Raw genomic sequence first — 23200 nt, 5'->3', positions numbered from 1 at the left:
CATGACCGACGCAGGCGTGACCCGTGACGAGCTCGAGGAGTTCTGGGACTCCTGGCTGCGCGCCAACCGGGAGGGGGAGTCGCGGGGCGACTGGCGCGTCCTGGCCGAGTGGTACGCCGAGGACGCGACGTACGGCTGGATGTACTCGCCCGACGAGCACTTCATGGCCGTCGGCCGCGACCAGATCCGCGACTGGGCGATCGGCATCGAGATGGACGGCCTCGAGGGGTGGCACTACGACTACCAGGCCACCGTGATCGACGAGCGCAACGCGATGGTCGTCGGTTTCTGGAAACAGCGCTCCGGCATCCTCGACGACGCCGGCAAGGAGTTCGAGATCCTCGGCATCGGCGGCTCGTGGATGGGGGTCGAGCGCCAGAGGTCCGGCCCGGACGAGGGGCTCCTCAAGTTCGCGTGGCAGCGCGACTGGTTCGACCTGCCGTCGACCGCGCACACGTTCCTGCAGATCATCGAGTCCGGCAAGGCGCCCGAGACGCTGCTGAAGCGGATCTCCGGGACCGGGCTCGGCGTCCCCGGGCACTACCGGCACGACGACCTGCCGTCGCCGGTCTGGCCGCCGCCGGTCGAGGCCGGGAAGCACGTGAGGGAGGTCCGATGACCGACTGGGCCGCTCCGCAGCTGCTGGTCGACGGCAAGCTGGTCGCGGCGAGCGACGGGTCGACGTACCCGATCCTCAACCCTGCAACGGGTCTGGAGATCGGACACGCGCCGGACGCGACCGCAGAGGACGTGGACGCGGCGATCGCGGCCGCGCGGCGGACCTTCGACGAGAGCAGCTGGTCGACCGACCTCGCCTTCCGCGTGCACTGCCTGCGGCAGCTGCACGAGGCGCTGGTCGACCACGGCGAGTCGATGCGGGCGCTGACGACCGCGGAGGCGGGGGCGCCGGCGTTCCTGACCGCCGGCCCGCAGTACGACGTCCCGGTGGAGTCCCTGCGCTGGTTCGCCGACCTGGCCGAGTCCTACGCCTGGGAGACCGACCTCGGCATCGCCAGCCCGATGGGGATCCCGACGCGGCGGACGATCCGGCGCGAGGCGGTCGGGGTGGTCGCCGCGATCACGCCGTGGAACTTCCCCAACCAGATCAACCTCGCCAAGGTGGGGCCTGCGCTCGCGGCGGGCAACACCGTCGTGCTCAAGCCGGCGCCGGACACCCCGTGGGTGGCGTGCGAGCTCGGCCGGATCGCCGCCGAGCACACGGACCTGCCGCCCGGCGTGCTCAACGTGGTCTCCCCACGCTCCAACCAGGTCGCCTCGGTCCTGGCCACCGACCCGCGCGTCGACCTGGTGTCGTTCACCGGCTCGACGGGCACCGGTCGGTCGGTCATGGCAGCAGCCGCACCGACGCTGAAGAAGGTGTTCCTCGAGCTCGGCGGCAAGTCCGCGGCGATCGTGCTCGACGACGCCGACCTCGCGGCCGCGGTCGGCACGGCGGCCTTCTCGGTCTGCGTCCATGCTGGTCAGGGCTGTGCGCTGACCACCCGCCTGCTCGTCCCGCGCGAGAGGTACGACGAGGCCGTGCAGGTCGCGGCCGCGACCATGGAGTCGATCGGCACCGGGGACCCCACCGACCCCGGCACGGTCTGCGGGCCGGTGATCAGCGAGGCCCAGCGCGACCGGATCTCGGCGTACCTCGACCTCGCGCGGCAGGAGGGTGGCACGTTCGCCACCGGCGGCGGCATCGACACCGACCGCGAGGGCGGCTGGTGGATCCGCCCGACCGTCGTGACGGGCCTGACGAACGAGTCCAGGGTCGCGCGCGAGGAGATCTTCGGGCCCGTGCTCGTCGTGCTCCCGCACGACGGCGACGACGACGCGGTGCGGATCGCCAACGACTCCGACTTCGGGCTCTCCGGCTCGGTCGACTCGGGCGACCGCGAGCGCGCCCGGGCCGTCGCGGCCCGGATCCGCACCGGCACGATCGCGGTCAACGGGGGCGTGTGGTTCGCCGCCGACGCGCCGTTCGGCGGCTACAAGCAGTCCGGCGTCGGCCGGGAGATGGGCGTGCTCGGCTTCGAGGAGTACCTCGAGACCAAGCTCGTCGCGGAAGGGGCCTGACCATGGGGCGCTTCCAGGACAAGGTCGCGGTCGTCACCGGCGCGGCGCAGGGCATCGGCGAGGCCTATGCCCGCGCCCTCGCGGCGGAGGGGGCCGCGGTCGTCGTCGCCGACCTCGACGAGGAGCTCGGCGAGCAGGTGGCCGAGCAGATCGAGGCCGACGGCGGTCGCGCGGTCTTCGTCCGCGTCGACGTCTCGGACCCGGCGTCCGCGCAGGCGATGGCCGACCGCGCGGTCGAGGAGCTCGGCGGGGTCGACCTGCTGGTCAACAACGCCGCGATCTACGGCGACATGGCCTTCGACCTGCTGGTCACCGTCGACTGGGACTACTACAAGCGGTTCATGGCGGTGAACCTCGACGGGGCACTGGTGGTCACCCGAGCGGTCCACCCGCTGATGCAGGCCCGCGGTGGCGGCGCGATCGTCAACCAGAGCTCGACGGCGGCCTGGCTCTACTCCGGGTTCTACGGCCTCGCCAAAGCGGGGATCAACAGCCTCACCCAGCAGCTCGCACACGAGCTCGGCGGCATGGGCATCCGGGTCAACGCGATCGCGCCCGGACCGGTCGACACGGCAGCGACCCGCAAGCAGGCGGGCGACGCGGCGCACGACATCGTCAAGCGGCAGCTGGCGATCAAGCGGATGGGCCGGCCCGACGACCTCGTCGGCGCCTGCTTGTTCCTGCTGTCCGACGAAGCGTCGTGGGTGACCGGGCAGGTCGTCAACGTCGACGGCGGGCAGGTCTTCCGGTGAACGAGTCACCGCAGGAGAAGCGGCAGCGCGCGCTCGCGCGGATGGAGGAGGTCTACTCCATGCCGTTCGGCGACGGGGAGGGCGAGTTCTGGCGCTACACCGCCGACCACCTCTTCGCCGACGTCTGGTCGCGGCCGGGGCTCAGCGATCGCGACCGGCGGCTGATGCTGATCGGCCTGCTCACCGCGACTGCCGGCCACGACGTGCTCACCATCCAGGTCCCGGCGGCTCTCGCCTCCGGCGACCTCGACGCCGAGACCCTGCGCGAGATGGTGGTCTTCCTCGCCCACTACGCCGGCTGGCCCGCGGCTGCGCGACTCAACTCGATCGTCGAGACCGAGATCGCCAAGGCAGGCAAGGGCTCCCGCGATGGCTGACCTGCGGGCGGGGGTCATCGGCCTCGGCATGATCGGCGGCGGGGTCGCGGTCAGCCTGGCCCGCAGCGGGCACCCGGCCGCCGCGGTGTTCGACGTACGCCCCGAGGCCGCGGACGGTCTCGAGGGAGTGCCGGCGTGCGTGGCCTCGCCGGCCGAGGTGGCGCAGGCCTGCGACGTCGTCCTGGTCGCGGTCGTCGACGCCGACCAGGCGCGGGCGGTGCTGACCGGCGACGACGGCGTGCTCGCCGGGTCGCGACCGGGACTCACCGTCGTGCTGCTGTCGACGGTCGGCCTCGCGGCGGTGCGCGAGCTGGCCGACCTGTGCGCGGGGAGCGGGGTCACGCTGCTCGACGCCGGGGTCACCAACGGCCCGGAGGCGGCCAGGAACGGCCTGGTCACCATGGTCGGCGGCCCCGACGACGAGGTCGCGGCGGCGGTGCCCGTGCTCGAGGCGTTCTCCCGTTCGGTCGTGCACTGCGGGCCGCTCGGTGCCGGGATGACGACCAAGCTGGCCCGCAACGCGATCACCTACGCGACCTGGGCCGCCGTACGCGAGGCGACGAGCCTGGCCGCCGCCGGGGGAGTGGGCCCCGCGACCCTGTTGCGCGTGCTGGAGCAGGCCGAGGACACCGTCGCCCCGCTGCTGCACCTGCAGCTCAAGGCGGTCGACTACACGATCGGCGAGGAGCAGCAGGCGTGGGCGTCCGGCCTGGCGGACAAGGACCTCGCTGCCGCCCAGGAGCTGGCGGCCGAGCTCGGCCTGTCGCTGCCGATCGTCGACCAGGTGCGACCGCGGATGCCGGACGTCTACGCCGGGCGGCTCGATGGTCTCGACTGAGCTCGACCACCGGGCAGACCACCCGCGCCGGAGCCTCAACGCCCGGCAGCAGGAGACCGTCGAGAAGCTCCTCGCCGCCGCCGCGGAGGTGCTCGAGGACGTCGGCCACGAGCAGCTCACGATCCGCATGGTCGCCGCCCACGCGGGCGTCTCGCCGGCGACGGCGTACACCTACGTCGCGTCCAAGGACCACCTCTACGCCGAGATGTTCTGGCGCATGCTCGTCGACGCCCCCGGGCCCCGGCTGACCGGCCGGTCGCCGACCAAGCGGATGCAGCAGACCGCCACCTACCTGGCCGACCTGATCACCGGCTCACCCGCGCTGGCCGCCGCGGTCACCCGCAGCCTCCTCGGCACCGACCCCGAGGTCGAGCGGCTCCGCGTGGAGATCGGCACCCACTGGGTCGAGCTGTTCCGGGTCGCGATCGGGGAGGACGCCTCACCCGACCTCCTGATGACGTTGGCGTTCGCCTTCAGCGGCGCGCTCCTGCAGTCCGGCATGGGCCTGCTGCCCCACGACCAGCTCGCGGACCAGCTCGTGACGGCGGTCGGCGTGATCATGGAGGGCTCCGCCCGACGGTCGTAGGGTCGGTGCATGTACCCCGGCACCTACGCCCAGACCACGCCCGACAAGGCCGCTGTCGTGATGGCCGGCAGCGGCCGCACGATCACCTACCGCGAGCTCGACGACTCCTCGCGACAGCTCGCGGTCGCCCTGCACGACCTGGGCCTCCGGCAGGGCGACGTGGTCGCGATGCTCAGCGACAACCAGGCCGACTGCCTGGTCATCTACTGGGCGGCGCTGCGGTCCGGGCTCTACCTCACCGCGATCAACCACCACCTCACCGCCGACGAGGCCGCCTACATCGCCGGGGACTGCGACGCGACCGTCCTCATCGCCTCCGCATCCCTGTCCTCGCTGGCCGCCGAGGTCCTGGCGGCCACCCCGTCGGTCGAGCACGCCTACGCGTTCGGCGGGCAGGTGCCCGGCTTCTCGTCGTACGACGAGCTGCTCGCGTCGGCGGGCGACCGCCGGCTCGAGGACCAGCCGCGCGGCGGCGACATGCTCTACTCCTCCGGCACGACGGGGCGGCCCAAGGGGGTCAAGGGGCCGATGCTCGGCATCCAGGTGGACGAGCCCGGGGAGCCGCTCGCCGGCCTCGCCGGTGCGGCGTTCGGGTTCGACGACACCGTCGTCTACCTCTCGCCGGCCCCGATCTACCACGCGGCGCCGCTGCGGTGGTGCGGCGTGGTGCACGTCTACGGCGGCACGGTCGTGATGCTCGAGCGCTTCGACGCCGAGACCTCGCTGGCGATGATCGAGAAGCACCGGGTGACGGTGACCCAGATGGTGCCGACGATGTTCGTCCGGCTGCTGCAGCTCGACGAGGCCACGCGGTCGTCGTACGACGTCTCGAGCCTGCGGCTGGCGATCCACGCCGCCGCGCCGTGCCCACCGGACGTGAAGCAGGCGATGATCGACTGGTGGGGGCCGATCCTCGTGGAGTACTACGCCTCCACCGAGGGCAGCGGCCTGACGATGATCACCTCGCCCGAGTGGCTGGAGAAGCGCGGCTCCGTCGGCCGGTCGATGCTCGGGCCCGTGCACGTCTGCGACGACGACGGCCGCGAGCTGCCGCCGGGCGAGGTCGGGCTGATCTACTTCGAGCGCGACAAGCAGGTCTTCACCTACCACAAGGACCCGGAGAAGACCGCGGCGGCGACGCATCCCGACCACGAGTTCTGGACGTTCTTCGGCGACATGGGCTATGTCGACGAGGACGGCTTCCTGTTCCTCACCGACCGCAAGTCGTTCATGATCATCAGCGGCGGGGTCAACATCTATCCTGCCGAGATCGAGTCCGCGCTGACCCTGCACCCGGCCGTGTTCGACGTCGCGGTGATCGGCGTCCGCGACCCAGAGATGGGCGAGCAGGTCAAGGCCGTCGTGCAGGTGCGTGACGGCGTGACGCCGTCCCCCCAGCTGGCCGAGGAGCTGATCGCCCACGTGCGCTCGAGGATCGCGCACTACAAGGCCCCCCGGTCGGTCGACTTCGTGGACTCGCTGCCGCGCTCGGCGACCGGCAAGCTGGTCAAGCGCAAGCTCCTCGACGCCTACCGCTGACGGTGATCGAGCAGCGAGCGAAGCGAGTGATCAGTCGAGATCACTGGCGACGGCGACGCCCAAGTCGACCCCGACAATGAGCGCAGAAGTGCGGTCGCGCAGCGGTCGTCGGGCGTAATGTCCGGACCGCAACCAGCATCACGGTGGACTCGGAGCAGCGGATGACTGAAGAGACGTGGAACCAAGCGCGACTGATCCCGACGTCGGGAATCTCAGGGGCGGAGGAGCAAGAGAGACGCGCGACCTCTGCGCTTCTTGCGGTGATGGGTGTCGTGAAGGAGTTCAGCAGGTCGCTCCTTGCTCCGCTCGGTGCTCCGACGGGTCGGGTCGAGACCTACATCGAGGTGCCCTTCCAGCTGCAGGACAAGAAGCTGTTCCCTGATGGCCTGATCCGTGTGTCACGCGGCTCGAAGAGCTGGACGGCTCTCGTCGAGGTCAAGACCGGTCGCAACGAGCTTCAGCCCGAACAGCTGGACAACTACCTCGACATCGCTAGGGAGCAGGGCTACGACGCCCTGATCACGATCAGCAACGAGATCCCGCCTTCCGCGGGCCAGCACCCGACGAAGGTCGACCGGCGCAAGCTCCGGAAGGTGGAGATCTACCACTGGTCGTGGACCTACATCCTCTCCGCCGCTGTGATCCAGAAGGAGCACCGAGGGGTCTCTGACCCGGAGCAGGCCTGGATCCTCGGCGAGCTGATCCGCTACCTCGAGCATCCCAAGAGTGGTGCCATGGAGCTGGAGGACATGGGATCGAACTGGGTCTCGGTCCGTGAGTCGGTCGCTGCGGGAACTCTGCGTCCCACGGACAAGACGGCCCCCGAGGTCGTCGCCCGCTTCGACGCGTTGCTGCGCTACACCGCCCTTCGGCTCGGCCGACAGCTCGGCACCGACGTCGTGCACGTCCTCAACCGCAAGGAGCAGGCGGATCCGTCCCTGCGGGCCCAAGCCCAGCTCGACGCACTCGTGAGGGACGCGCAGCTCCACGGTGCGATCCGAATCCCCAACACAGTCAACTCCGTGCAGATCGTGGCCGACCTCCGGGCAGGCCAGGTCACGTGCCAGGTCGACCTCGACGCGCCTCGTGAGGGGCGCCCCACCACCAGGGTCAACTGGCTGATCAAGCAGCTCAAGGCGGCTCCCGACAACGTTCGAGTCGAGGCTTTCCTCGCCAACTCGCGTGGTCCCGGTTCAGCCGAGCTCTTGGGCAAGGTGCGCCAGGACCCCTCCCTGCTCATCACCGATCCGAAGCGGGAGATCCGAAGCTTCCGCGTCGCACTGAGCGCACCGATGGGCGCCAAGCGCGGACGCGGCCGTGGAGCCTTCATCGACTCCGTGCTGTCGCTGGTCGACACCTTCTACGGCGATGTCGTTCAACACCTCAAGTCATGGTCCGCCGCACCGCCGCGACTCCGAGATGTCGAGCCAGAAGTCATCACACCGAGCCGTCTGGCATCGACCGCCCTCTCCTCCCAAGACGGGGCAGAACCTGCCGCCGAGCTCGAGGCATCGTCGAACGGAACGAGCCCCGCAACGCTGAGCGACCACGTTCCTGCTGATCTCGACTGATCGTTCGCTGCGCTCGCTGCTCGATCACCGTCAGCCGCGGAAGGTCCGCCGGTACGCCGTCGGGCTGACGCCCGCGACCGTGCGCAGGTGGGCGCGCAGGGAGCCGGCGGAGCCGAGGCCGCTGCGGGAGGCGACGTCGTCGACGGGGAGGTCGGTGGTCTCCAGCAGTCGCTGGGCGTGGCGCACGCGCTGCTGGATCAGCCAGGCGCCGGGGGAGAGTCCGGTCTCGGCACCGAACCGCCGGGTGAAGGTGCGCAGCGGCATGCTCGCGGCCGCCGCCAGGTCGGCGACCTCGAGCGGGTGGTCGAGCCGCGACGCGGCCCAGGCGCGGGCCGCGGCCGTGGACTGCTCGGGTGCGGGGGCGACCGCGGTGTCGATGAACTGGGCCTGGCCGCCGTCGCGCCAGGGAGGTACGACGGTGTGGCGCGCGACCCGGTTGGCGACCTCGGCCCCGTGGTCGGTGCGGATCAGGTGCAGGCACAGGTCGACGCCCGCGCTCAGGCCGGCCGAGGTGAGCACGTCGCCGTCGTCGACGAAGAGCACGGCCTCGTCGAGCAGGACGTCGGGGTAGAGCGCGCGGAACGGCTCGGCGTACTCCCAGTGGGTGGTGGCACGGCGTCCGTCCAGCAGCCCGGCCGCGGCGAGGACGAAGGCGCCTGTGCAGATCGACACCAACCGCGTCCCGGGGCGGACCCGCGCCAGGGCGTCGTGGGCCTCGGGGGTGAGGGTGCCGTCGTTGCGCGCGGACGGGAACCGAGTCCCCGGGACGATCACCGTGTCGGCCCACTCCAGCAGCGAGGCGTCGCCCTGCGGCCCGAGGGTGTAGCCCGACAGCGTCTCGACCGGGGCGCCGTCGAGGCCGGCCATGCGGACGTCGTACAGCGCGTGCCCGCCCGCGTCGGTCGCCGACCCGAGGACCTGGGGCGGGATGGTCGCGTCGTAGCCGATGACCGGCGGCAGCAGCAGCACGGCCACGCGATGCGGAGTCATGGCCAGATCCTGACACATATCGGCCTTCGGGCCACTCGCGCGACCGGACCCGGCTCCCGGAGAATCCTCGCGTGACCGAGCTGCGCCCGGAGGCCGACCGCCGAGACCCCACCGCCGACGGTGGGCTCCACCCCGCCTGGTTGGTCGCCGGCGTCACCTTCGTGACCCTGGTCGGAGCGGCCGCGTTCCGGTCCGTGCCGGGTGTGCTGATGGACCCGCTGCACAGGGAGTTCGGCTGGTCGCACGGCACGATCGGCTCGGCGGTCGCGGTCAACCTCGTGCTGTTCGGGCTGTTCTCGCCGTTCGCCGCCGCGCTGATGGACCACTTCGGCGTGCGCCGCGTGGTGGTCACCGCGCTCCTGCTCGTCGCCGCCGGCAGCGGGCTCACCGTCTTCATGACCGAGGCCTGGCAGCTGGTCGCGCTGTGGGGCGTGCTCGTGGGCGTCGGGACCGGCTCGATGTCGATGGCGTTCGTGGCGACGGTGTCGACGCGCTGGTTCGTCGCCCGGCGCGGCCTGGTCAGCGGCATCCTCACCGCCGGCAACGCGACCGGCCAGCTGATCTTCCTGCCGGTCATCGCGTGGATCGCCACCCACCACGGCTGGCGCTCGGCCGCCGCCGTCGCCGCGGCCGCGGCGCTGGCCGTCGTGCCCCTCGTGCTGTGGCTGCTGCGTGACCACCCGGTCGACCTCGGCCTCCGGGCGTACGGCGCGACGGACGCCGACCCCGGTCCGCCGCCGCACGTGCGCCAGGGCTCGAGCGCGGGACGCGCGGTGCGGGTGCTGGTGGACGCGGCGCGCACGCGGACGTTCTGGCTGCTGGCCGGCGGGTTCGCGATCTGCGGCATGACCACCAACGGCCTGATCGCGACGCACTTCGTGCCGGCCGCGCACGACCACGGGATGCCGGCGACGACCGCCGCGTCGCTGCTCGCGGTGGTCGGGATCTTCGACGTGGCAGGCACGATCGCCTCGGGCTGGCTGACCGACCGGTGGGACCCGCGGTTCCTGCTGCTGGCCTACTACGCGCTGCGCGGCGTCGGGCTGCTCACGCTGCCGGCGCTGCTCGCGCCGCACACGCACCCGAGCATGTGGGTGTTCATCATCGTCTACGGCCTCGACTGGGTGGCCACGGTGCCGCCGACGGTGGCGATCTGCCGCGACAAGTTCGGTGCCGGTGTCGGGCCGATCGTGTTCGCGTGGACGTTCGCCTCGCACCAGGTCGGCGCGGCGATCGCGGCGGTCGGGGCGGGCTACGTGCGCGACCTGACCGGGACGTACGACGGCGCCTTCTACGCCGCAGCCGGGCTCTGCGGCGTCGCCGCCGTGCTGTCGGTCTCGATCCGGCCGACCGCCAAGGCTGCCGACCCCGTCGTCGCGACGACGTAGCGGTTGTCAGGTCGACGAGAAGTCGACCGGCAGACCGACGAAGTCCCCGTACGCCGCCGCGGCCGTCTCCACGGCCCGGAACGTCCGGCGGGGAAGCGGCTCGAACGGCGTGACGGACACCTCGACCCGGTCCTTCCGCTCCTGACGGCGCCACGTGCCGACGACCTGACCGTCGACGAGGACCGTAGGAGCGAACACGCCGTTGCCGCCGGGCACGACCGACGTGGCGTGCCTGGCGGCGAGCACGGCGGAGCGGTCCTTGTGGCCGAGGAGGAACTCGTCGAAAGCCGGCAGCAGCACGACCGACGGCTCCGCGGACGACTCGGCGTCGGCGTGCACGAGCAGGGTGGCGCCGTCGTGGGCGACCGTCGCCAGGCGGTCCCCGAGCGAGGCGACCGCGGCACGGACGTCCCGCAGGGTGCCACCCCACCAGCCGGCGACGTCCTTCTCGTGGACGGGACCGTGGCTGCGGACGTAGCGCTCCACCACCACCGCCAGTGCTTCCTCGTCGCCGAGGTCGCGCGACGCCGGCACCCAGCGGTCGAGCAGCGCGAAGGTCGGCTGCTTGCCGTCGACCCCCGCCTGCACCAGGTCGCCGCGCTCGCACAGGCTGACCAGCAGGAGGTAGCCCCGGCCCTGGTCGGTCGAGATCCCAGCGGCCTCCCACGCGGCGAGGACCGCGGGGCGCGAGCGCGGCCCCTCGGCGAGGACGGTCTCGAGGACCGCGCCGGCCTGCTCGACGAGCTCGGCGCTCACCCCACGCTCCTCACGCAGCCGACGGGCGGACCGTGTCGCGGGCCGCGACAGGAGCCGGCACATCCAGCGGGCGTCCTCGCCCGGCACCCAGTGCAGCGTGCCGCGCATCGGCCAGGTGCGCACGACCTCGCGGCCCTCGACCGCGGCGTGCACCGCGGCCACGTCGGTCCCGGCTCGCAGCCCCATCGACCAGAGCGTGGCCGTCCGGTCCTGGGCCTGCAGCGCTCCCAGGTGGCGTACGACGGCGGCCGGGTCCGCGCCACGTCCGTCCAGCAGGTGCGCTCCGACGCGCAGCCGGCGCAGGTCGGTGAGCGAGACCTCAGGCACCGCGACGTCCCGACCGGACCAGGACGACCGCGGCGAGGAGCGAGCCGAGCGTGCCGAGCGCCTCGTCGCCGAGGGTGTCGGTGTAGGCCGTGTCGAGCTCGGTGCCGAAGCGGATGAACGTGGCGTACTCCGACAGCTCCCACGCGATCGCGAGCACCGCCCCGATGCCGGTCACGGCCAGCACGAGCAGCCAGTCCCGCCGGACCCGAGGGGATCTCAGCAGGAGCAGGCCGATGCCCCCGCAGAGGAACGCCCAGTTGACGAAGTGGTTGGCGTCGTCCCACCACACGACCGAGTCGTAGAGGTCGAGGGTGTTTCCTGTGACATCGACAAGAAAGGGAATGTCGATCAGGGTGAACCCCAGCCAGGGCAGCGGGCGCTCACCGAACCGCCACCACGCCAGCACGGGTGCCGACATCATCAGCGGGTAGGCGACCAGTCGCGAGGCGAAGGCCTTCCCGTCGAACTGCGGCAGGTCCGGGAACAGCGTCGCGACCAGCAGCTGCGCCGTCGTGAGCGCGACCACGGTCCACGTGACCGTCGGCCCGCTCCACCAACGTCTCCCCATGACCGCATGGTGTCGCACGAGCATGACCTCGCACGTCATCGACACCGCGCGGCCGCCGGCGCAGGCTGGACCCATGACGAACATCGGAGAGGTCGTGCAGGTGGTCCAGGTCGAGCCGCTCGTGGTGGCCGAGCCCCGGGTGGCGGTCGAGCCGGCCCCGGTGGCCGAGCTTGCCGAGACCCCCACATGAGCACCCTCGTCCTCGAGCACGTCACCGGCTTCCGCCAGTTCCGGATCGGCGACGACGGGCTGCTGCCCGCCCACGTCGGCGACCATCCGTGGGCCTCGCCGGTCATGGTCGCCCGCTGCAGCCGCGGGCACGCGGCCCCGACGCGGGGCTGCTCGTGCGGGCTCGACGCGTGGTACGACGCCGCCGACGCCCGCGCGCACGCGCTTCCGGGCGAGGTGACGGCGGTGGTGAGGGCGAGCGGGACCGTGCTCCTCGGTGAGCACGGCTGGCGGGCGGAGCGGGCCGAGGTGGTGGCGGTCGCGCTGCCGGGCCGGCGCACCTCCACCGACGCGCGGCGCGAGCGGGTCCGGCGGGTCGTGGCGGCGGCGTACCCCCACGCCGAGTTGCTCGAGGCCGACGAGCTCGAGCGACGCTTCGCGCCGGACGACCTCTCGGCGCTGGGGGTCGAGCGGAGGTCGAGCGGGGCCCCGGACCTCGCGGTGCGCTGGCGGTGGTGCTGGGTGCTCGGCGTGCTCGGGCTCTACGCCGTCCCCCTCGCGCCGCCGGAGGTGCTCCGGGCGGGCGGGTGGGTCCTGCTCGTCGCGGCGCTCGTCGGATGGCAGGCGTGGCTGGTCAGGAGGGCCCGCGCCGGCTGAGCTGGGGCAGGATGGGCGCATGCAGCAGGTGGGGGACGACGCCTTCCACGGGACCGGCACCGACGTGGGCTGGCTGGCCGTGCGCGACGGTCGCGACCTGACCCTGGTCGACACCGGCTGGCCGGGCGACGTGTCGCGGCTCGAGGAGCAGCTCGCCGCGATCGGCCACCACCCCCGCGACGTCCGGGCGGTCCTGCTCACCCACGCCCACGTCGACCACATGGGTGCGCTCCGCCACCTGCACGAGGCGTACGGCGTGCCCGTGCTCATGCACCCCGACGAGGTGCCGCTGGCCCGCGGCGACCGGCGCGAGCAGGCCGGCCCGCTCGACGTGCTGGTCCGGGCCTGGCGGCCGCGGGTCGCGGCCTGGTCGGCCCGCATCATGCGGGCCGGAGCGCTGCAGCACCCGCGCGTGGCGCACGCCGAGGCCTGGGCAGGACCGACGGCTCTCGACCTGCCCGGTGGTCCCGTCCCGGTGCCGTGCCCGGGGCACACGAGCGGCCACACGGCGTACCTCTTCCCTGGCATCGGCGTCGTCGCGACCGGCGACGCGCTGGTCACGGCGCACCCGGTGACCGGGATCGACGGCCCGCAACGGCTGCCCGACTTCTTCAGCCACGCCCCCGAGGACGCCCGCATGTCCCTGTCGGTGCTGGCGGACCTGGACGCCGACACGGTCGTCCCGGGCCACGGCCCGGTCTGGCGCGGGCAGCTCGCGGAGGCCGTCGCCCAGGCTCAGGCCTGAGCGCGGAGCCAGGCCCCCGTCGCCTCGTCGGACGGGTAGAACGTCTCGACGACCAGCTCACTCACGGTCACGTCCGTCGCGGTCCGCACGACCGAGGCGATGCTGAACAGGGAGAGGACCTGCCCGTCGTGCTCCAGCACGAGGGGTACGACGACCTGGCCGCGCGGGGGCGCCGGGTCCGAGCCCCCGGGCAGCGCAGACAGCTCCTCGTGCAGCGCGAGCAGCCGGTCGTCCTGCAGCGCCCGCGCCCGGTGGAGCAGCTGCTCGAGCAGGTGGGACCGCCACTGCGGGAGGTTGCGGATGCGCGGCGCCACGCCCTCGGGGTGAAGCGTCATCCGCAGCACGTTGACCGGCGGCTCGAGCAGGTGAGGGGCGCACCGGTCCAGCAGCGGCGTCACCGCGGAGTTGGCGTCGACCAGGTCCCACCAGCGGTCGACCACCACCGCGGGGCAGGGCGCGTGACCGTCGAGCACGGCCCGCAACGCGGACATGACCTGGGCGACCTCGGGGGAGTCGACCGCGTTCTCGGGGTACGCCGGCGCGAAGCCGCCCGCCAGCAGGAGCTGGTTGCGCTCGCGCAGCGGGACATCGAGGTGCTCGCTCAGCCTCAGGATCATCTGGGCGGTAGGCCGGGACCGCCCGGTCTCGAGATAGCTCAGGTGCCGGGTCGACACCTCCGCCTGCAGCGCCAGGTCGAGCTGGCTGAGCCGGCGGCGCTCGCGCCACTCGCGCAGCAGCGAGCCGACCGGTCGTGGCGGGGCGTGCGTCGTCATGGCGCGACGCTAGCCACGCGTCGGTCGCTGCGCGATGACCTCGGAGGTCATAGCGTGGCCGAGGTGAGCACTCCCGACCTCGACCGGGCCCGCACGTTCGTCCTCACGCACGGCCGTCTCCTCGACCGGCTGCGGCTGCTGCACCTGGCGGGGGAGGTGGAGGCCGACCGGGTGGCCGCGGCGCTCGACGCCTACCGCAACCCCGATGGCGGCTACGGCCACGCGCTCGAGCCCGACATCCGCTCGCCGCACAGCGAGACCACGTCCACCCTCGCGGCGCTCGAGCTGCTCGACCACCTCGGGCTGCACGGCACCGCCCAGGCCGAGGGGGCCCTGGCCTGGGTCGGGTCGGTGATCACCGAGGACGGCGGCGTGCCGTTCATGCGGCACGAGAGCGAGGGCTGGCCGCTCGCGCCGTGGATGGCCACCGACGACAAGGGTTGCCACCTGACCTTCGGGTACGTCGCCCAGGCCGCCCGCCACGGCCTCACGCCCGCGTGGCTCGGCCGCGCGCAGGCGTGGTGCGACGACCGGCTCGACGCGCCGGAGGGGCTCGGCGGCTACCACCTGAAGTACGCGCTGAAGCTGCTCGACGCCTGCGACGACGACCCGCTGTGCGAAGGCCGGATCGAGGCGCTGCGGCACCACGTCCGCGCCGACGGCAGCGTGCCCGTCTCCGGCGGGGAGGACGACGAGGGCCTGCGGCCGCTGGTGCTCTCGCCCGAGCCCGACGCGTGCAGCCGCAGGCTGTTCACCGACGGCCAGGTCGCCGCCGACCTCGACGCCCTCGCCGCCGGGCAGGAGGCCGACGGCGGCTGGACCTTCGACTGGGCGGGCTGGTGCCCCGGTCAGGAGCTCGAGTGGCGCGGTGCTCTCACGGTCGACGCCCTGCAGACGCTGCGGCGGCACGGGCGCTGAGGCACTCCTGAGGCACTTCGTGCCTCGACGAGCGGCGCGGCGGGCCTAGCGTCGACCCATGAGCACGCTGACCCGCCGCCCGTCCGTCGTCCCCACCGGCTGGTACGCCCCCGCCGACTGCGACGTCGCCGACCTCGCCGCACTGTGCGAGACCGCGACCGACGTGGCCGACTACCCGCACGCCGACGAGGTCGTGCAGGGCGTCCTGGTCTACGGGAAGCGCCTGCGGACCGGCAGCCGCCGCGAGGTCCAGGCCGAGCTCGCCCGCGCGCTCGCCGAGGGTCCGGGCGTCCTCGTCGTCCGCGACGCCGTCGACCGTGCGGTCGTCGACCGCGCCACCGCCGCCTTCGAGGAGCTGATCGCACGCCAGAAGGCGGAGGGCGCCACCACCGGCGACCACTTCGCCGCGCCGGGCGCCAACGACCGCGTCTGGGGCGCGCTCGACAAGCTCGCCGTCGCGTTCCCGGAGACGTTCGTCGACTACTACGCCAACGACGTGCTGGCGCTGGTCAGCGAGGCCTGGCTGGGCCGCGGCTACCAGGTCACCTCCCAGGTCAACGTGGTCAACCCCGGTGGCCAGGCCCAGGTCGCGCACCGCGACTACCACCTCGGCTTCATGGACCGGGACCAGGCGATGGCCTATCCCGCTCAGGTGCACGCGCTGTCACCCCTGATGACGCTGCAGGGTGCCGTCGCGCACTGCGACATGCCGGTGGAGACAGGGCCGACGATGTTCCTGCCCCACTCGCAGAAGCTGCCCGCGGGCTACGTCGCCTTCCACGACCCGGCGTTCACGGCGTACTTCGAGGAGCACCACGTCCAGCTCCCGCTCGCCAAGGGCGACGCGGTGTTCTTCAACCCGGCGCTCTTCCACGGCGCGGGCACCAACCGCACCTCCGACGTACGCCGGATGGCCAACCTGCTGCAGGTGTCCTCGGCCTTCGGTCGCGCGATGGAGACCGTCGACACCACGGCGATGTGCCGTGCGGTGTTCCCGGTGCTGCGCGGACGCCCGGGCCGCGAGCTCGACGACGTGGTGGCCGTGGTGGCCGAGGCCTACGCCTTCCCGACCAACCTCGACCACGACGCGCCGATCGGCTCGATGGCGCCCCCGACCCAGGCCGACCTGCTCCACCGGGCCGTCGCCGAGGACTGGTCCGCCGAGCGGTTCGACGAGGAGCTCACCGCCCAGGAGGAGCGTCGTCGCTCGCGAGCCCGGACGGCTCGTTGAACGGCGTCACCACCTGCACCTGCGACGGCAGCGTGACCGGCCGGCCGGGCAGGATCCCCCTTGCCTGCAGGAGCATCCGGACCGCCCGCCGCATGTCGGCGCGCAGGTCGTGGTGCAGCACCGCGGTGAGCTCGTGACGCCGCAGCAGGCCCCGGTTGTCGCGGTCCAGGTCGTGGGCGACGAAGGCGGCCGGGCGGCGACCGGCGGCCGCGAAGGCCGCGAGCGTCGCGCGGTTGCCCCCGCCGACGGAGTAGACCGCGTCGAGGCCCGGTCGCTCCGCCAGGACCGCGGCCACCGCGTCGTGCATCGTCAGGTCGAGCCCGTCGGTGCCGGTGACCGTGCGGACGGCGCGACCGGGGGAGAGGTCCGCCAGCGTCTCGGCGAACCCGGCGATCCGCTCCTCCTCGCCGTGGAACGCCGCGCTGCTCTCGGTGACCAGCACGTCGCCGGTCGACCCGGTCCAGTGGTGCACGAGGTAGGCCGCCGTCGCCCCGGCCGCGCGGTTGTCCACCCCGACGTACGCCGCTCGCGCGCAGCCGGTCACGTCGGTCACGAACGTCACGGTCGGCACGCCGGCCCGCGCGAGCCGGTCGACCGCCTCGCGGACCGCGGGGTGGTCCGGGGCCTTGAGCACGAGCCCGTCGCAGCCGCGGGCGGCGAGGCCGTCGACCAGCCGGGCCGCGGCCGTGGGGTCGCTGCGCTCGTCGAGGTGGGAGCGCACCCGCACCACGGCGGGCCGCAGCGCCTGCAGCTCGTCCTCCAGCGCCTGGCGGGAGGCGGCGGAGAACCGCTGCGGCGCCTGCATGACCAGGTCGAGGATCAGCGGGCGGGCGGACAGGTGGACCTGGTCACGCTGCCGGTCGAGCTCCTCGATCGCGCGCTGCACCTGGGCGACGGTCGAGGGCCGCACGCCCGCACGTCCGTGCAGCACCCGGTCGACGGTGGCGCGGCTCAGCCCCGACTGAGTCACGATGTCACTGACCCGGTGGGCACGGCGTTCCGCCATGACGGCACCTCCTGGCTGGGCACGCTACTCGCGGAGCGAGTTGGTCGACACGTGGAAGGACGGGCATGACTGCTCTCGAGGACGGACTGCTGCAGGACGACGTGGTGCTGGTCAGCGGCGGCACGCAGGGGGTCGGCGGTGCCGTCGCCCGGGCCGCCCTGCGCAACGGCGCGTCCGTGGTCGTCACCGGCCGCCGGCGCGAGGTGGGCGAGGCGTTCGTCGAGACCCTCGGCGACCGTGCGGCCTACGTCCCCTGCGACGTGGCCGACGTCGAGCAGTGCCGCGCGGCGGTCGCGGCGACGATCGAGCGGTTCGGCCGTGTGGACCGCCTCGTGAACAGCGCGGCGGTCACCACCCGGGGCGCCCTGCTCGAGACCACCCCGGACTTCTTCGACCACCAGATGGCGGTCAACGTGCGCGGTCCGTTCTTCCTCATGCAGGGCGTCGTCGCCCACCTCGTCGAGCGAGGCGCACCCGGGGCGGTGGTCAACGTGTCGAGCATGAGCGCGCACGGCGGGCAGCCGCACCTCGCGGCGTACTCCACGTCCAAGGCGGCGCTCAACGGCCTGACCCGCAACACCGCGCACGCCCACCGCTGGGACCGCATCCGGGTCAACGCGGTCAACCTCGGCTGGACCGACACGGAGGCCGAGGACGGCATCCAACGCCGCTTCCACGGCGCCGGTGACGACTGGCGCGACGAGGCGGGCCGTGCGCTGCCGATGGGCCGGCTGGGCCAGGTGGACGAGATCGCCGACCTCGTGGTGTTCCTGCTCTCCGACCGCAGCGGCGTCGTCACCGGGTCGGTCCTCGACTGGGACCAGCAGGTCCCCGGCGCCTCGGACTGAGGCTCACTCGTCGACGGAGAAGGCGTCGCGGAAGCGCTCCAGGGCCAGGTCGCTGTCCCCCGACGCCCAGGCCTCCAGCCCCACCACGCCGCGGTAGCCCGTGTCGTGCAGCGCCTGTGCGACGGCCGCCCAGCGGATCTCGCCGGTCCCCGGCTCCCGCCGGCCGGGCACGTCGGCGACCTGCACCTCGCCGAGGTACGGCGCGCTCGCCCGCACCCGCTCGATCAGGTTCCCCTCGCCGATCTGCGCGTGGTAGAGGTCGAGGTTCATCCGCAGGTGGGGGCTGTCGACGGCCGCGACCAGCGCGTGCGTGTCCGCGGCGAGGGCGAACGGCGTGCCGGGGTGGTCGACGGGCAGGTTGAGGTTCTCCAGGCAGAACACGACGTCGTGACGCTCGCCGAGCTCGGCCACGCGGGTCAGGGTCCGCACGGCGGCCAGCCACATGTCGCCGGTCACCACGTGGACCGGTCTCACCGGCAGCCCGCGCCCGTCCAGGCCCGTGCCGTGGAGGTTGAGGTTGGGGGTGCCGAGCTCGCGGGAGGCCACGATCGAGTCCTCGGCGGTGCGCAGGAGCGCCTCGGCGCCGCCGGGGTCGACGAGCTCGCCCTCGACGTAGCCGGTCATCGACGTGAAGCGCGCGCCCGTGCGTGCCAGTGCGGGCAGGTCCTTGGTGGTCCAGTCCCAGAGCTCGACGGCGAAGCCCCGGTCGTGGATCCGCTCGACCCGCTCGAGGAACGGGAGGTCGGTGTGCACCATCTCGGCGCAGACCGCCAGCGTGAACGCCATGCCTCAGCCCTCCTCGCCCAGGCGGACGGTCGTCCCGGTCCGCATCGACTCGATGCAGGCCAGCGCGACGCGCAGCGCCCGCCGCGCGTCCTCGCCGCCGACCACGACCGGGGTGCCGGCGCGGACCGCCTCGACGAAGGCGGTGAGCTCGCCGGCGTACGCGTGCGACAGCAGCTCGACGTCGCCGCGCGCCGTGGTCGCGTGGCGGCCGGACGCGTCGTGCAGACGCAGGCTCGAGGTCGCGCCGTCACCCATCGTGACCATGCCGCGTGAGCCGAAGACCTCGCCCCGCACGTCATAGCCGTACGCCGCGGAGAAGCTCGCCTCCGCCGTCGCGAGGGCCCCGTTGTCGAAGGTCACGACCACGACCGCGGTGTCGAGCAGGCCGGCGTCCTTGAAGTCGGGTGCGACCAGGGCGTCCGCGGTCGCGTGGACGGTGACCGGCCGGGCGCCGGGGTTGAGCCAGAGCAACGTGTCGAAGTCGTGGATCAGCGTCTGGGTGAAGATCGTCCAGGGCGGGACTGCGCCGGGATCGGCGAGGCCGGGGTCGCGGGTCAGCGAGCGCAGCAGCTGCGGAGTGCCGAGGACCCCCTCGTCGACCAGCCGACGGGCGTGCGCGAACTCCGGGGCGAAGCGGCGGTTGAAGCCGACCTGGAACGGCACGCCGGCCGCGCGACAGGCCTCGATGCCGCGGTCGACCTCCTCCAGCGTCATGCCCGCGGGCTTCTCGCAGAAGACCGCCTTGCCGGCCGCGGCCGCCGCCGTCACCAGGTCGGCGTGTGCGGTGGAGCTGGCGGCGACCACCACTGCCTCGACCTCGGCGTCGCCGAACAGCGCCTCGGGCGACCCGGCGGCGCGGACGCCGAGCCGGTCGCCCAGCGCGCGCGCGGAGTCGGGGAAGGCGTCGGCGACCGCGACGAGACGGGCACCGGGCACCTGCGTGCGGAGGAGGGTGGCGTGGGAGGTGCCGATCCGGCCCGTGCCGACGATCCCGACGCGGACGGGGTCGGCGGTGGCGGGGGAGAGCTGGTGCATGAGCGGTCCTGTGCGATCGGGGACTAGATCGATCTAGCCTGAGGGACGCGGAGCGTGACGGTCAAGGTCGATGACTAGATCGATCTAGACTGCGACGCATGGACGAGCGACCCTCACCGACGATGGCCGACGTGGCACAGCGCGCCGGGGTGTCCAGGGCGCTGGTGTCGATCGTGTTCCGGGGCGCGCCCGGGGCGAGCGCGGACAGCCGTGCCCGCGTCCTCCGCGCCGCCGAGGAGCTGGGCTACCGGCCCGACCACCGGGCCCGGTTGCTGGGCCGTGGACGCAGCCACACCGTGGGGGTGGTGTTCGGCCTGCGCGACGAGTTCCACGGCGGGCTGGTCGAGGCCCTCTACGCCGAGGCCGGACAGCGTGGCTGGGACCTGGCCCTCGGGGCGACCGCCCCCTCGCGCTCCGAGGCCGAGGCGGTGCACAGCCTGCTGGAGCAGCGGTGCGAGGCGCTCGTGCTGCTCGGTCCGGCCCTGGCGCGCAAGGAGCTCGAGGCCGTGGCGGACCAGGTGCCGCTGGTGGTGGCGGCCCGGCGCGTGGCGCGGCGGGCGGCCGGCCCGGCGTACGACGTGGTCCGCACCGACGACGTGGCCGGTGCCCGGCTCGCGGTCGACCACCTCGTCGCCCTCGGTCACCGGCGCATCGCCCACGCGGACGGCAGGGACGCCCCGGGTGCGGCCGAACGGCGACGCGGCTACCAGCAGGCGATGGAGGCGGCGGGGCTGGCGAGCGCGGTCCACGCCCTCGACGGTGGTCCGGACGAGACCGCGGGGGAGCGGTCAGCCGAGCAGCTGCTGCGCATCCCCCGCCGACGGCGACCGACCGCGGTGGTCGCGTTCAACGACCACTGTGCCGTGGGCCTGCTCGCTGCCCTCCGCGGCGCCGGTTCGCGGGTGCCGCAGGACCTCTCGGTGGTGGGCTACGACGACAGCCGGGTGGCCGCGCTGTCGTCGGTCGACCTGACCACCGTGCGCCAGGACGCCTCGCGCCTCGCCCAGGACGCCCTCGGGCTGGCCCTGGAGCGCGTGGACGACCCGAGCCGGGTGGGCCGCGAGATCGTCGTGCCGCCCGCCCTGGTGCCGCGGTCGACGACCGCCGCGGTCGCCTGAATGGGCTAGATCGATCTAGGCCGCCGCGAGGGCACGGGGCCGCTCGCGTCCATCACCAGGTCAGAATGTCAGGACAAACTATTGACGTACCGCGCCGGGTGTGTCGAGAATCCCCTTCATGACCTCTGTCACCCACGCCACGTCCCACCTCCCTGTCCACCGCCGGGTCGCCGGAGCGCCGATCTCGTGGGGGGTGTGCGAGGTCCCCGGTTGGGGCCTGCAGCTCGACCCCGAGCGCGTGCTGGGCGAGATGCGTGACCTCGGCCTCGCCGCCACCGAGTTCGGCCCGGCCGGCTTCCTCGGTGACGAGCCGTCGGCGACCGCGGCGAGGCTCGAGCGGTTCGACCTGCAGGCCGTCGGCGGCTTCCTGCCCGTCGTCCTGCACGACCCGGAGCACGACCCGATCCCCGAGGTCGACGCCTTCATCGACACCTGCCTGGCCACCGGGGCGGGCGTGGTGGTCCTGGCCGCGGCCACCGGCGCCGACGGCTACGACGAGCGGCCGGCCCTCGACGACGAGGGCTGGGCCACGCTGCTCGGCAACCTCGACCGGATCGGCGAGCACGCCGCGAGCCGGGGGGTCATCGCCTGCCTGCACCCGCACGTCGGCACGATGGTCGAGACCGGCCAGGAGACCGAACGCGTCCTCGGCTCCTCCGCCATCGGCCTCTGCGTCGACACCGGCCACCTCCTCGTCGGGGGCGGCGACCCGGTCGCGATCACCGCTGCCCACCCGGAGCGGGTGGTGCACGTCCACCTCAAGGACGTCGACCGGGCGAAGGCCGAGCAGGTCATCGCCGGCGAGCTCACCTTCGGTGAGGCCGTCGACGCCGGCATGTTCCGGCCCCTGGGTCACGGCGACGTGGACGTCGCGGCGATGGTCCGCACGCTGGAGGCCCACGGCTACCAGGGCTGGTACGTCCTCGAGCAGGACGTGAAGCTCCACGGCGCCCCCGAGGGCGAGGGCCCCGGCTCCGACGTCCGCCGCAGCATCGACTACCTGCTCGGCGTGGCACCCGTCGCGGACTCGGTGCCTGCCCTGTGATGGTGACCACACGCCGCCGACCGGTGGCTCCCGATTCCCGGCACTCTTGCCGGCAGCCCGCGCCCAGCGCGGTCGACCAAGGAGGAAACGCATGAACATCCGACGGGCACTCGCCTTCGGACTGGCTGCCGGAGCGCTCGTGCTCACCGGCTGCACCACGGCGAACGACGACAACGCGGACAGCAACAAGACCAAGGACACCAGCTCCAACACGGGCTCGTCCAAGGACATCCGCATCGACGTGATCACCCACGGCGCGCCCGGCGACTCCTTCTGGGACGTCGTCAAGGCCGGAGCGGTGCAGGCGGGCAAGGACGAGGGCGTCGACCTGAAATACCAGAGCGACCCCGACGTCGGGAAGCAGGCCACCCTGATCGACAACGCGGTCGCCGCCGGCACCGACGGTCTGGTGGTCTCCATGGCCAACCCCGACGGCCTCAAGGCGAGCATCGAGTCGGCGATCAAGTCCGGCATCCCGGTCATCACGATCAACTCCGGCATCGACCAGTGGAAGGACTTCGGCGCGATCACCCACGTCGGCCAGAGCGAGACCCTGGCCGGTGAGGCGGCGGGCGAGAAGCTCAGCTCGGCCGGGCTCAAGAACGTGCTCTGCGTGATCCAGGAGGCGGGCAACACCGGCCTCGAGCAGCGCTGCGCCGGTGCCAAGTCGAAGTTCTCCGGCACGATGACCAACCTGCAGACCGACAACACCGACCTCGCCGGGTCGGAGGCCACCATCGAGTCCAAGCTGCAGGCCGACGGCTCGATCGACGGCATCCTGGCCCTCGGCGGCGACATGTCCGGCCAGGCGGTCAAGGCCGTCGACGCGGTCGGCAAGAAGATCACCATCGGCACCTTCGACGTCAACGCCGACGTGGTGTCCAACGTCAAGTCCGGCAAGATCCTCTTCGCCGTCGACCAGCAGCCCTACGTCCAGGGCTACCTGGGTGTCACCGGGATCTACCTCAAGGCGCTCAACGGCAACGACATCGGCGGTGGGCAGCCGGTCTACTCCGGTCCTGCGTTCATCACCAAGGACAACGCGGACGACGTCTTGAAGTTCGCCCAGAACGGCACTCGCTGACCCCGACCGGGGCCC

Annotated in this window: 24 protein-coding genes; 17 read left to right on the top strand and 7 right to left on the bottom strand. The window is 72.9% G+C overall.

Translation table 11 applies throughout. The features are described 5' to 3' along the window. Position 1: 1 nt before the first annotated feature. The 8 genes from J2S63_RS07090 to J2S63_RS07055 all read left to right on the top strand — a co-directional run bounded on the left by J2S63_RS07090 (position 2) and on the right by J2S63_RS07055 (position 7742). Positions 2-619 (top strand): nuclear transport factor 2-like protein, encoded by a 618-nt coding sequence (locus J2S63_RS07090; protein WP_310300466.1) that lies wholly within the window; start codon positions 2-4, stop codon positions 617-619. Beyond that, a complete protein-coding gene (locus tag J2S63_RS07085; RefSeq protein ID WP_310300464.1) occupies positions 616-2079 on the top strand; it encodes an aldehyde dehydrogenase in 1464 nt (487 codons plus the stop codon). The genes J2S63_RS07090 and J2S63_RS07085 overlap by 4 nt, the downstream gene beginning before the upstream one ends. A 2-nt stretch (positions 2080-2081) precedes the next feature. Then, positions 2082-2831, top strand: coding sequence for an SDR family oxidoreductase (locus tag J2S63_RS07080; RefSeq protein WP_310300461.1), 750 nt, complete (start codon positions 2082-2084; stop codon positions 2829-2831). Further along, on the top strand, positions 2828-3208 hold the full coding sequence (locus tag J2S63_RS07075; RefSeq protein WP_310300459.1) for a carboxymuconolactone decarboxylase family protein: 381 nt from the start codon (positions 2828-2830) through the stop codon (positions 3206-3208). Before J2S63_RS07080 ends, J2S63_RS07075 begins: the two co-directional genes overlap by 4 nt. After that, positions 3201-4046 carry an NAD(P)-dependent oxidoreductase gene (locus tag J2S63_RS07070; RefSeq protein ID WP_310300457.1) on the top strand — a complete coding sequence of 282 codons (846 nt, stop codon included), beginning with the start codon at positions 3201-3203 and terminating at the stop codon, positions 4044-4046. Before J2S63_RS07075 ends, J2S63_RS07070 begins: the two co-directional genes overlap by 8 nt. Then, positions 4033-4632, top strand: coding sequence for a TetR/AcrR family transcriptional regulator (locus J2S63_RS07065; RefSeq protein WP_310300454.1), 600 nt, complete (start codon positions 4033-4035; stop codon positions 4630-4632). The genes J2S63_RS07070 and J2S63_RS07065 overlap by 14 nt, the downstream gene beginning before the upstream one ends. A 9-nt stretch (positions 4633-4641) precedes the next feature. Then, positions 4642-6171: an acyl-CoA synthetase gene (locus J2S63_RS07060; protein ID WP_310300451.1), complete on the top strand. Its 1530-nt coding sequence runs from the start codon at positions 4642-4644 to the stop codon at positions 6169-6171. Positions 6172-6332: 161 nt separating this feature from the next. Continuing rightward, positions 6333-7742 carry a hypothetical protein gene (locus J2S63_RS07055; RefSeq protein ID WP_310300448.1) on the top strand — a complete coding sequence of 470 codons (1410 nt, stop codon included), beginning with the start codon at positions 6333-6335 and terminating at the stop codon, positions 7740-7742. A gap of 30 nt (positions 7743-7772) precedes the next feature. On the opposite strand, the gene J2S63_RS07050 is transcribed toward J2S63_RS07055, so the two are convergent. After that, on the bottom strand, positions 7773-8732 hold the full coding sequence (locus tag J2S63_RS07050; protein WP_310300445.1) for a GlxA family transcriptional regulator: 960 nt from the start codon (positions 8730-8732) through the stop codon (positions 7773-7775). Positions 8733-8803: 71 nt separating this feature from the next. Here J2S63_RS07050 and J2S63_RS07045 point away from each other — a divergent pair, with 71 nt between their 5' ends. Continuing rightward, entirely contained in the window at positions 8804-10120 is a 1317-nt protein-coding gene (locus tag J2S63_RS07045; protein ID WP_310300442.1) for an MFS transporter, read from the top strand. A 6-nt stretch (positions 10121-10126) separates the two neighbouring features. Here the strand turns inward: J2S63_RS07045 and J2S63_RS07040 are convergent, their stop codons facing one another. Together J2S63_RS07040 and J2S63_RS07035 are read right to left on the bottom strand one after the other, a co-directional pair. Beyond that, positions 10127-11203 carry a winged helix DNA-binding domain-containing protein gene (locus J2S63_RS07040; protein WP_310300439.1) on the bottom strand — a complete coding sequence of 359 codons (1077 nt, stop codon included), beginning with the start codon at positions 11201-11203 and terminating at the stop codon, positions 10127-10129. Next, complete coding sequence (locus J2S63_RS07035; protein ID WP_310300436.1) at positions 11196-11771, bottom strand: DUF2238 domain-containing protein; 576 nt, start codon at positions 11769-11771, stop codon at positions 11196-11198. The genes J2S63_RS07040 and J2S63_RS07035 overlap by 8 nt, the downstream gene beginning before the upstream one ends. A gap of 186 nt (positions 11772-11957) precedes the next feature. Between J2S63_RS07035 and J2S63_RS07030 the strand changes: the two genes are divergently transcribed. Then, the gene (locus tag J2S63_RS07030) at positions 11958-12596 is read left to right on the top strand and encodes a hypothetical protein (RefSeq protein WP_310300434.1); all 639 of its coding nucleotides are present in this window, start codon (positions 11958-11960) and stop codon (positions 12594-12596) included. A 19-nt stretch (positions 12597-12615) separates the two neighbouring features. Further along, complete coding sequence (locus tag J2S63_RS07025; protein ID WP_310300431.1) at positions 12616-13341, top strand: MBL fold metallo-hydrolase; 726 nt, start codon at positions 12616-12618, stop codon at positions 13339-13341. On the opposite strand, the gene J2S63_RS07020 is transcribed toward J2S63_RS07025, so the two are convergent. Continuing rightward, positions 13332-14114: a helix-turn-helix domain-containing protein gene (locus tag J2S63_RS07020; protein ID WP_310300428.1), complete on the bottom strand. Its 783-nt coding sequence runs from the start codon at positions 14112-14114 to the stop codon at positions 13332-13334. The genes J2S63_RS07025 and J2S63_RS07020 overlap by 10 nt on opposite strands. 63 nt (positions 14115-14177) lie before the next feature. Between J2S63_RS07020 and J2S63_RS07015 the strand changes: the two genes are divergently transcribed. Together J2S63_RS07015 and J2S63_RS07010 are read left to right on the top strand one after the other, a co-directional pair. Continuing rightward, positions 14178-15032, top strand: coding sequence for a hypothetical protein (locus tag J2S63_RS07015; protein ID WP_310300425.1), 855 nt, complete (start codon positions 14178-14180; stop codon positions 15030-15032). 58 nt (positions 15033-15090) lie between these two features. Then, positions 15091-16263: a phytanoyl-CoA dioxygenase family protein gene (locus tag J2S63_RS07010; RefSeq protein ID WP_310300421.1), complete on the top strand. Its 1173-nt coding sequence runs from the start codon at positions 15091-15093 to the stop codon at positions 16261-16263. On the opposite strand, the gene J2S63_RS07005 is transcribed toward J2S63_RS07010, so the two are convergent. Further along, positions 16214-17269, bottom strand: coding sequence for a LacI family DNA-binding transcriptional regulator (locus J2S63_RS07005; protein ID WP_310300417.1), 1056 nt, complete (start codon positions 17267-17269; stop codon positions 16214-16216). The genes J2S63_RS07010 and J2S63_RS07005 overlap by 50 nt on opposite strands. A gap of 65 nt (positions 17270-17334) precedes the next feature. On the opposite strand from J2S63_RS07005, the gene J2S63_RS07000 reads away from it, so the two are divergent. Beyond that, a complete protein-coding gene (locus J2S63_RS07000; RefSeq protein ID WP_310300414.1) occupies positions 17335-18117 on the top strand; it encodes an SDR family oxidoreductase in 783 nt (260 codons plus the stop codon). A gap of 3 nt (positions 18118-18120) precedes the next feature. On the opposite strand, the gene J2S63_RS06995 is transcribed toward J2S63_RS07000, so the two are convergent. Beyond that, complete coding sequence (locus J2S63_RS06995; protein ID WP_310300411.1) at positions 18121-18903, bottom strand: TIM barrel protein; 783 nt, start codon at positions 18901-18903, stop codon at positions 18121-18123. Between the two features lie 3 nt (positions 18904-18906). Beyond that, positions 18907-19938 carry a Gfo/Idh/MocA family oxidoreductase gene (locus tag J2S63_RS06990; protein ID WP_310300408.1) on the bottom strand — a complete coding sequence of 344 codons (1032 nt, stop codon included), beginning with the start codon at positions 19936-19938 and terminating at the stop codon, positions 18907-18909. 98 nt (positions 19939-20036) lie between these two features. Between J2S63_RS06990 and J2S63_RS06985 the strand changes: the two genes are divergently transcribed. From J2S63_RS06985 to J2S63_RS06975, 3 genes are all read left to right on the top strand, one after another. After that, positions 20037-21056, top strand: a complete 1020-nt coding sequence (locus J2S63_RS06985; protein WP_310300405.1) for a LacI family DNA-binding transcriptional regulator — start codon at positions 20037-20039, stop codon at positions 21054-21056. A 118-nt stretch (positions 21057-21174) separates the two neighbouring features. Beyond that, positions 21175-22101: a TIM barrel protein gene (locus J2S63_RS06980; protein ID WP_310300402.1), complete on the top strand. Its 927-nt coding sequence runs from the start codon at positions 21175-21177 to the stop codon at positions 22099-22101. 91 nt (positions 22102-22192) lie between these two features. Further along, on the top strand, positions 22193-23185 hold the full coding sequence (locus J2S63_RS06975) for a sugar ABC transporter substrate-binding protein (RefSeq protein WP_310300399.1): 993 nt from the start codon (positions 22193-22195) through the stop codon (positions 23183-23185). Positions 23186-23200 lie beyond the last annotated feature (15 nt).

The organism is Nocardioides marmoribigeumensis (genome assembly GCF_031458325.1).
GTDB classification, from domain to species: Bacteria; Actinomycetota; Actinomycetes; order Propionibacteriales; family Nocardioidaceae; genus Marmoricola_A; species Marmoricola_A marmoribigeumensis.
The sequence above is the reverse complement of the archived record's forward strand: the minus strand, read 5'-3'. Positions and strand labels throughout refer to the sequence as shown.